Source organism: uncultured Clostridium sp., from assembly GCF_900547735.1.
In the GTDB taxonomy this organism is placed as follows: Bacteria; Bacillota; Clostridia; order Lachnospirales; family Lachnospiraceae; genus Otoolea.
The window spans coordinates 77,867-86,764 of the sequence record NZ_URHZ01000013.1 but is presented as its reverse complement, the minus strand read 5'-3'; the positions used below and the strand labels follow the sequence as shown (position 1 = coordinate 86,764).

Sequence of the window (8,898 nt, the reverse complement as noted above, 5' to 3'; positions counted from 1 at the left end):
TAGACGGCGTTTTTTGACGTCTTAGCATCCGCTGTGCGCTTCACAAGCGGGAGCGGGTCCCCGCAGGAATTTTTTTCTCCGGATTCCCCCTCGCCACAACCTGCAAACCGGGACTGAAGACTCATACACGACTTCCCACCACCCCGTCCGCCGTCTTACAGAGGCGTCCTCGCATCTCAATTAAACCTAAAAAGCCTTCTCCAGAATCGCATAAATATCCTCTTCCTTTAAAGGCACCGGATTTAACGGCATCAGCCGGTATTCCATGCCTCCCTTTACAATCTCCGGGAACATCTCCCTCGTCACCTTTACCTCATGCAGTGCCGCAGGCAGTCTCAACTCCCTGATCATGCGGTGGATTGCCTCCACACAGCATCCGGCGGCCTGATGGACCGGCAGGCCCTCCGTTTTCTCTCCCAGGAGAGCGGCGATCCGTGCATACCGTTCCATATTGCCCGGCAGGTTCGCCTCGCAGACAAACGGCAGAAGCAGAGCATTGCCGATACCGTGGGAAACGTGGGCAACTCCGCCCATGGCCTGGGAAATTCCGTGGACCGCCCCCAGTCCGGCGTTCACAAACGACGCGGCGGCCATCACACTTGCAAGGGCCATACCCGACCTGGCCTCCATACAGCCGGGCCGGTATGTTGCGGTCCTGATGTTTTCGGCTATCAGGCGGATGGCGGCAAGGGCCAGCGCATCCGACAGTGGCTCGGCGTTCCTGGAAACATACGCCTCTATGGCGTGTGTCAAAGCGTCCATACCCGTAGACGCCGTTATGACGAGAGGCATATCCTTATGCATCACGGGATCGATTACCGCGGCCAGCGGAATCAGCCATTCGTGGGTAATGGACAGCTTAATTCCCCTCTCCGGATCGGAAATCACGCTGGATGCCGTCACTTCACTGCCGCTTCCCGCCGTTGTGGGAACGCAGACCAGCGGCAGGGGGCGGTTTTCCACCGTGCGGTTTCCGCCGAACAGATACTCCCTTACGGAACCTTCATTGGTACACAGCATGCACATTGCCTTGGCGCTGTCTATGGCGCTGCCTCCGCCCACTGCAACGGCCATTTGGCAGCCGCTCTCCCTCATGACGGCTGCCGCCCTGTCCACCGCGTCCACCGGCGGTTCCGGCTCCGTTTCATCGTAAACCACGGTCTGTATTCCCTTTTCTTTCAGTCCCGCCTCAATTGCGGCAAATCCCTTTGTCTTACCAATTACCCGATCGGTTACCAGCATAACCCTGGAGGCTCCGTAACGGTTTGCCAGATCCGATAAGTCCCCGCTGATTCCCTCCCCAAAAAAGATTTTAACAGGCAGATTAAATGTAAATTCTTTCATCGTGTTCCCTCCGTTCTATTTGGCCGGCAGAAAACGGTTATATCTGAGTTCTCTCAAGTCAAGAGCGCTTTTTCCGCCGGCAATCAGGTTCGCAAGTTCCATGCCTGCTGCCGGGGCAATGCCGAAACCGTGTCCCGAAAAGCCGCAGGCCGTATAGAGTCCCGGCACTTCCTCAATCGGTCCAATCACCGGAATGCCGTCGGAACTCTCATCCTTCCATCCGGCCCAGACGCGCACCACTTTCAGTTCCTTCAGCATGGGGAAATAACGCAGAACGCCGCGGCATATCACGGGCGGGGTCATGCTGGTAGCCATTGTCTCCTTCTGAAAATCAAAGTAATTGCCGAAACCTGCGCCGCCGCCAAAGACAAAGGAACCGTGCTTCGTCTGATGGCCGTAAAAATCAGAGGTGGCCACGCCCAGCATCTCGTCGAACATATAAGGCATCTCCTCTGTCACAAGGCTCTCCAGAAGCTTTTTGCGCATCGGGATATCGATTCCCACCGTATTCAAAATCTCCCTGCTCTCAAACCCGCTTGCAACGATCACCTGCTCCGCCCCATATTCATTGCATTTTGTAACCACTCCGGTTATTTTCCCTCTTTCTTTTTTAAGGGAAACAACTTCTTCCCCGGTAATGAATCTGGCCCCCATCTCCCTGGCCTTTTTATAATATCCCAGTGTGGTCAGAAGAGGATTTGCATGCCCATCCGTCGGACACCAGCTTGAACCAATTACCTCATCGGACATAAAAGGATTAATTTTCCTCGTCTCCTCCCCCGACAGCATAGTCATCTCAAGTCCCAGCGCCCGGCATTTTACAGCCGTTTTTTCCAGTGTGGCCATGTGCTCCTTTGTCTTGGCAAGCCGGAGATTCCCTTTCTGCTTATATTCAATATCAATTCCCAATTCCTCGGAGAGGCCGGGCCAGATATGCTGTACCGCGTACATTGCCATCGGAAGTTCCCTGGGATCTCTGGCCGACTGGCGGACGCCTCCGGCATTGCGGCTGGATCCTCCGTGTCCAATTTCTTTTTTCTCAAGAACAATGGGTTTGATGCCCTGTTTACAGAGATAATAAGCCGCGGAACAGCCCACCAGGCCGCTTCCGACTATTACCACTTGTGCATTATGCTTCATACTCCGCCTCCTGTTCAATTACCTCGTTTCCGTATACGCCCATTTCAGTCGGCCTCACCGGACTCCTCGCCGTATTCATTTCCAGGTCCCTCGGTCTTGCCCCGAGTTCCCGCGCTACAATGGACTGCACCAGTTTGCCGCAGGTCTGTCCCTGGCAGAGTCCCATTCCGGTCCGCAGATACCGTCTGATCTCATTCAATGTGCGCATGCCGTCGTGAACCGCCTGCCGGATTTCACCTTTTGTCACTTCCTCGCACCGGCAGACAATGACGTCGTCATCCGGCTGCGGTATCAATTCCCCTAAATCGATTGAACGATCCATGATAGTTTCCATCCTGCTACACCTCCTCAAATTCCATAAACCGCGCCGTGCCTGCAAATTCCTTTGGAACCAGCATCGTAACCAGGTTCGTATGATCCATCGCCTTTGCGGCCCTGACTTCCGACACCACGGCCCGGCACAGCTTATTACCGTTCCTTCCAAGAGCCGTCCCTACCGCGCCCTTCTCCGGAAGCGGTAAAAATTCATAGGGAATTGTGATAGCGGCATGAACATCGTCATAATCTTCATCAACCAGGAAAATTGCCTGGCCGGAGCAGTTGGCGACACACATTCCGCATCCCACGCATTTGACGTCTTTCCTCACCTCCGGCAGCGATGTGATAGTCTCTCCCACCTTGATGCATCCAATCCGGCAGGCATCCTGGCAGGGATTGCAGGGAATATTCTGCGTGCATTCAATAACCGGATGAATCCCGGAGGTTTTATAGGATGCGCCGGGGAATTCCGTTATTTCAGAGTCATCCACGTATCCCTTCGTCAGCAGACATGGGGAAAGCGGATACCCCTCATCCGTCTCCGTAAGGTCCGTCCGCCCCTTATTGACATGGCTGAACATTCCCTGGCGGAGCTGGTAAAGGGAGCAGTTGGCCTCCTCAAATTTACTGCTCATCCTGTCTTTGTCCAGGTAGCCGCTTCTCTCGGCCGCCGCGAGTCCCGCTATCCTTCCCTGTATCATCGCAGAGCTGGCCTCCTCGATTCCCGCCACATCACCGGCCGCAAAGATACCGGGAATTGAGGTTTCACCGTACTCGTTGCATACCGGGACAATTCCCCCGCTGCCGGGATCATCCACCGTCTCACAGCCCACCATGCGTACGAGCTGGGACATTGGTGACAGGCCCACGGCGATGCAGATTGTATCCACTTCCAGGTGCTTCTCCGTACCCGGCACCGTCTGCCACTTGTCGTCCACTTCCGCTATCACGGCTCCCGTCACGTGGTCGTCACCCTCCGCCTCCACGATCGTGTGGGAAAGATAAAATGGCACTCCCGTTCTGGCCAGTTTTGCCGCATGGACGCCGTAGCCGCCGATTCTCTTTGCCGCATCGATGACGCCCACTACCCTGCATCCCGCCTGGAGAAGCTGGAAGCTGACGACCAGCCCCACGTTGCCGGAACCGACCATCAGAACCCGTTCCCCCGGTTTGACGCCGTGAAGATTCATCATCGTCTGGGCAGCCCCGGCCCCGATGACTCCCGGCAGCGTCCAGCCGCGGAATGTAACCATGTTTTCGGCAGCTCCCGCCGCTACAATAATGTTGTCTCCTTTATAATGAACAATCTGTCCGTCACGCATGACACAGACTTCTTTTTCCCTGTAAAGGCCAATTACGGTGGCGTTTAAAACTACTTCCACCCCCGATTCCTCCGCCTGTGCAAGCAGCTCCTCCCCAATGACGAAACCTCTCGTTTTTGCCTTGTGTTCTTTCGATCCGAAAAACTTGTGGATCTGTTTAAAAAGCTGGCCTCCGGGGCGGGCGTTCTCGTCAAACACGACCACCTGCATGTTCTGTTTGGCCGCCTCGATCGCGGCGGAGAGACCGGCAGGGCCGGCTCCGATTACAATTAATTCATATCTCTTCATAATTTTTACTCCTCCGGTTTCGCTGAGACGCCGTACTGTGTCTGTACTTTCATTCCTTCTTCCAGTGGAGTCACACACGTACGGGTATTCGGTTTTCCGTCCACGATCATGACACAGTCCGTACACCTTCCGATGGCACAGAAGATTCCGCGCGGTTTATGCTTTTTTGACGTATATCTGTGAATTTGAATTCCGGCGGCCTTCAGCGCCATTGCAATGGGCTCGCCCTCATAACCGTTTATTTTTTTGCCGTCAAATTCAAATTCCACCATCCGGCCTTTCTCTATTTTCCCAATGATCGGATGCGTTTCAATTCTCATAGCTGTTCCTCCTGTAGCTTAAAACTGTTCCGTAATTTTTCCATGACAGATGCCGCCGGATGCGGGCAGCGCCCCTGCATCCGGCAGCACGGCCTGTTAAGACTCCGCGCTTTTCTGTTCTTTCTCAGCAGCGCTGTAATTCACAATTGCCTTTCTCTCGGATAATGGAATTTTTATATACCACCACTTCATTACCATCGCGGCAATGATAAGGCCGAAGAACATGGCGGCAAAGATTCCGATAAACAGCCAGTGCTGGCCGCCCATCAGCATTGCGGGGCCTGCCGCCCATACAAAGGTTTCCACCGGGGTGAGAAACGGGGTGGTGAATGCCGTATCGTTCAGCGTCTTGGATTCATTTTCCGGGTCCACAATGCGCAGAAGAAGGAAACCGATTGCAAATACGCCGGTTGCATATCCGTACACAAAGATGGAGCGTTCAAACCAGCTGTCGCGGTTCATGGCCGGCCCCAAGATGCGGAGAATGAACCAGACAATAAAAATACCTAACAGCATCAGAACCAGAAGCGGTCCCGCATATTTTACAATAATCGGTATCTTGATTCCGGCTACGCCGAAAAATACAAGATAGTCGGTGCATGTTCCGCTGATACGCGTATTAACGCGTTTGTCAATATATTTATAGATTCCGCCGTCTGTCCTTCCTCCTGCCACACAGAAGAAAAGCAGAGCCAGAATAAACGCGCAGGCGTAGTTTGGAATATTGACGGCAAAGTAGCTTTTTACCAGCTTGCTGCACAGGTAACCGAGTCCCGTGGGAACCATCAGAAGGCTTAAGTGCCAGCACAGCGGATCCAGCGCAATTGAGGAAACCGTATCTCTTCCCATCTCTTCCTGGTTCTCCCTGCTGACCATGCCTGTTTTTAAATCACCGCTCAGATAGGCAAAGCTTTTTATGTACTGGGTATAGCCCTTTGCCGTCGCCCACTTGATAAAAATCAGTCCGCCGAACACGCCGGCCAGAATGCCGACCGTCGCCGATGTCATCGCAAGATCCGGTGCGTCGGCAAAGCCCAGTTCGGCCATCGTTGTACCGACCGCGGCCGCCGTGCCGTGTCCGCCTAAAAAGCCTGCCGCCAGAAGCAGCCCGAAACCGTAGTTAATGTCCGGCCAGATTTTGGAGATGACCAACACGCCCACCAGCGCGGGAAGCCACCATTGGAGGGCGCTCTGTGCCCCCTTGTACAGGCCGTACCCCACCACGCGTTCCGCTTCTCTCTTTAAAACGCCCTTGTTGATTGTAAATCCGTTAATGCCGATCGCTGCGAAAATCACGATCATCAGAACGCTTGTATAAGAGCCCATGGAATCGGAAAACGGCAGAATATTCAACATTTCCTGGCCCGCAAACAGTCCCAGGAAACCCGCCATCAGGCTGGACGGAATAAAATACTTCTGGATAAACGGCACCTTGGCGCGGATAAGCTGTCCAATCAAGATTAAAAACGATGCCAATGCGAAATCTGTTAAAACTGTGTAAACTGTCATATCTTTTACCCCCTGTAATAGATTTGCCGATGAGTAACGTTACTAAATACTCTTCCTTAAGCCAAAACCCGGCTGCTTGTCCTGCCGATGCCCATGCGTACCGCCTCTTTAGCCAGCTCCTCCCTGAAGTCAGGATGTGCGATGGATATTAAAAGCTCCGCCCTCTCATAGGTGGTCTTTCCCTTTAAATTGACCGCCCCATACTCGGTCACCACGTAATGGACCGCGCTTCTCGGCACCGATACAATGCTGCCTTCCGGAAGTCTCGCCCGGATCAGGGATTCTTTCTTTCCATCCTTTGAAATCCGGACCGACGGCGTACATAAAAAGCTCTGCCCGCCCTTTGAGTGGAAGGCTCCCAGCACATAATCGAGCTGTCCCCCCGTGCCGCCAATATGCTGCCAGCCGGATGACTCGGAGTTGACCTGGCCGAAGAGATCCACCTGCAGGCAGCTGTTGATGGATACCATCCGATCAATGCTCCCGATTACCCCTATGTCATTGACGTAGTCAACCGGAGCCACGCACGTGATGGGATTGTTGTCGATAAACTCGAACAGCTCCCTGCTGCCGCTGGCAAAGGTGTAAACCATTTTTCCTTTATCAATGTTTTTGCTGCCGGTAATTTTGCCGGCCTGATAAAGCTTTAAATAGGCTTCCACAAACATTTCCGTATGGACGCTCAGATCATCCACCTCCGAATCGGCCAGCATGGCTCCAATGGTGTTCGGGATCCCTCCGATTCCGAGCTGCAGCGTGCTGCCGCTTTTTATATGTGGCACGATGTGTTCCGCAATTTTCAGCTCCACATCCGTCGCAGGTTTCGCTTCCAGGTAGTTTAACGGATAGCCCCTGCCCTCCACCACATAATCAATCCGGCTCAGATTAATCACATTCTGCATCCCATGGTTGACCGGCATATCTTTGTTTACTTCCACAATCACTGTTTTTGCTTTTTTTAAAATTCCCCAGTACTCCGCGATTTGCGGCCCGAAATTAAAATTTCCGTAGTCATCCATCGGAGCCACCTGGAACATGGCCACATCAATTCCGCCGTCCACATTTTCGGCAAACAGCTTCGGATTTTCACGGAACTGAACCGGGACAAACCAGCATACTCCCTCCTTGTTCATCTTCCTGTCCAATGCGCTGAAATGAGTATTACAGTAGTGAAAATGCTCCGCCCCGGGATCCGCCTGTAAAATGGCCGGTATGTATCCGTTTCCCCATATCGTGGCATAGACCGTGACATCCGTAAGCTCCTCCGTCCTCAGGGCCAGCGCCTGATCAAGCTCCCGCACAATTCCGCCAAACAGCCCGTAGTGGACGCGGTCTCCCGATTTGACGGCTCTCACCGCCTCCTCTGCCGTCACAAGCTTTTCCCGATAGCGGACGTTAAGCTCGCTCATCTTGTACATTTGAAAACTCCTCCTGCTCTTCATTTTTAAGCGGCTCGGGATTTTCATTTTGCAGTGCCTCAAGAACCACCGCGGTTCCCATGCCGCCCCCGGCGCAGGCTGACGCCAGGCCGTAACGTTTCTTTTCCCGCAGAAGTTCATAGACGAGTGATGTGATAATCCGCGTGCCTGTGGCTCCCACCGGATGCCCCAGTGATATTCCGCTGCCATTTACATTGGTGATATTGCGGTTCAGCTTAAGCTCCTTCTCACAGGCCAGATACTGGGCCGCAAACGCCTCATTGATCTCCACCCGTTCCATATCCTGGAGCGTTAGTCCGGCTTTTCCAAGTGCTTTTGCCACGGCTCCGACAGGCCCGATCCCCATAATGTCGGGCTCCACCCCGGCCGTAGACGTGGAGAGGACGCGGGCCAGAATCGGGAGGCCGAGTTCTCTTGCTTTCTCTTCGGACGCCAGGATAACGCCGGAGGAGGCGTCGTTCATTCCCGACGCATTGCCCGCCGTCACGGTTCCCCCTTCCTTGAAAGAGGCCCGGAGTGAGGACAGCCCTTCCAGGGATGCGTCCCTCTTCGGATATTCATCCTGCTCCACCAGAACCGTCTTCTTTTTCCCCTTTACCTCGATGGGGATAATCTCAGCCTGAAACCGCCCCTCATCGATGGCACGGCACGCCCTCTGCTGGCTGAGCAGGGCCAGTTCATCCTGCTCTTCGCGGGTAATGCCATACCGCTCCGCCAGGTTTTCCGCGGTAATTCCCATGGCAGGCCCGACTCCCAGGTTGGTAAGTGAATCCCACATGGAATCACGGATTTCAAAGTTGCCGAGTTTCTTTCCCCAGCGCGCACCCTCAACAATATGCGGGGCATTGCTCATCAATTCGGTGCCTCCTGCCATGATAAAGTCCGCCTCACCGGCCATAATCTGATAAAACCCCAGCTGCACCGAGGACATCGACGAGGTACAGTTGCGGTGTACCGTAATTCCCGGCACCGTGACCGGAAGTCCGGCCTTCACCGCGGCCACCCTGGCCAGGTTGTTCTCCTTATACGTCTTCTGGTAGTTGCATCCCCAGATCACATCGTCAAGCAGTCCCGCATCCAGGCCGCTCCTCTTAATCAGGGCCTGCATCACCGGGATTGTCAAATCCAGCGCTCCCAGGCTCCTGAAGGCTCCCCCCAACGCTCCGATCGGTGTTCTGCACGCCGACACAATTACTACACTTCTCATTTCTTCCTCCC

At 54.1% G+C, this 8,898-nt stretch carries 8 protein-coding genes; all 8 read right to left on the bottom strand.

All coding sequences use genetic code 11. From position 1 onward, the window contains the following. Positions 1-186: 186 nt before the first annotated feature. The 8 genes from QZT18_RS06310 to QZT18_RS06275 all read right to left on the bottom strand — a co-directional run bounded on the left by QZT18_RS06310 (position 187) and on the right by QZT18_RS06275 (position 8,887). Complete coding sequence (locus QZT18_RS06310; RefSeq protein ID WP_294145669.1) at positions 187-1,344, bottom strand: iron-containing alcohol dehydrogenase family protein; 1,158 nt, start codon at positions 1,342-1,344, stop codon at positions 187-189. A 15-nt stretch (positions 1,345-1,359) separates the two neighbouring features. Then, a complete protein-coding gene (locus QZT18_RS06305; protein ID WP_294145668.1) occupies positions 1,360-2,484 on the bottom strand; it encodes an FAD-binding oxidoreductase in 1,125 nt (374 codons plus the stop codon). Beyond that, complete coding sequence (locus tag QZT18_RS06300) at positions 2,474-2,818, bottom strand: (2Fe-2S)-binding protein (RefSeq protein WP_294145667.1); 345 nt, start codon at positions 2,816-2,818, stop codon at positions 2,474-2,476. The genes QZT18_RS06305 and QZT18_RS06300 overlap by 11 nt, the downstream gene beginning before the upstream one ends. 4 nt (positions 2,819-2,822) lie before the next feature. After that, positions 2,823-4,412: an FAD-dependent oxidoreductase gene (locus QZT18_RS06295; RefSeq protein ID WP_294145666.1), complete on the bottom strand. Its 1,590-nt coding sequence runs from the start codon at positions 4,410-4,412 to the stop codon at positions 2,823-2,825. A 5-nt stretch (positions 4,413-4,417) separates the two neighbouring features. Then, positions 4,418-4,732 (bottom strand): (2Fe-2S)-binding protein, encoded by a 315-nt coding sequence (locus QZT18_RS06290; protein WP_125141668.1) that lies wholly within the window; start codon positions 4,730-4,732, stop codon positions 4,418-4,420. Positions 4,733-4,828: 96 nt separating this feature from the next. Continuing rightward, positions 4,829-6,241 carry a sodium/glutamate symporter gene (locus tag QZT18_RS06285; RefSeq protein ID WP_294145665.1) on the bottom strand — a complete coding sequence of 471 codons (1,413 nt, stop codon included), beginning with the start codon at positions 6,239-6,241 and terminating at the stop codon, positions 4,829-4,831. A gap of 56 nt (positions 6,242-6,297) precedes the next feature. Further along, entirely contained in the window at positions 6,298-7,659 is a 1,362-nt protein-coding gene (locus QZT18_RS06280; protein ID WP_294145664.1) for an acetyl-CoA hydrolase/transferase family protein, read from the bottom strand. Continuing rightward, on the bottom strand, positions 7,637-8,887 hold the full coding sequence (locus QZT18_RS06275) for a thiolase family protein (RefSeq protein WP_294145663.1): 1,251 nt from the start codon (positions 8,885-8,887) through the stop codon (positions 7,637-7,639). The genes QZT18_RS06280 and QZT18_RS06275 overlap by 23 nt, the downstream gene beginning before the upstream one ends. Between the last annotated feature and the right edge of the window lie 11 nt (positions 8,888-8,898).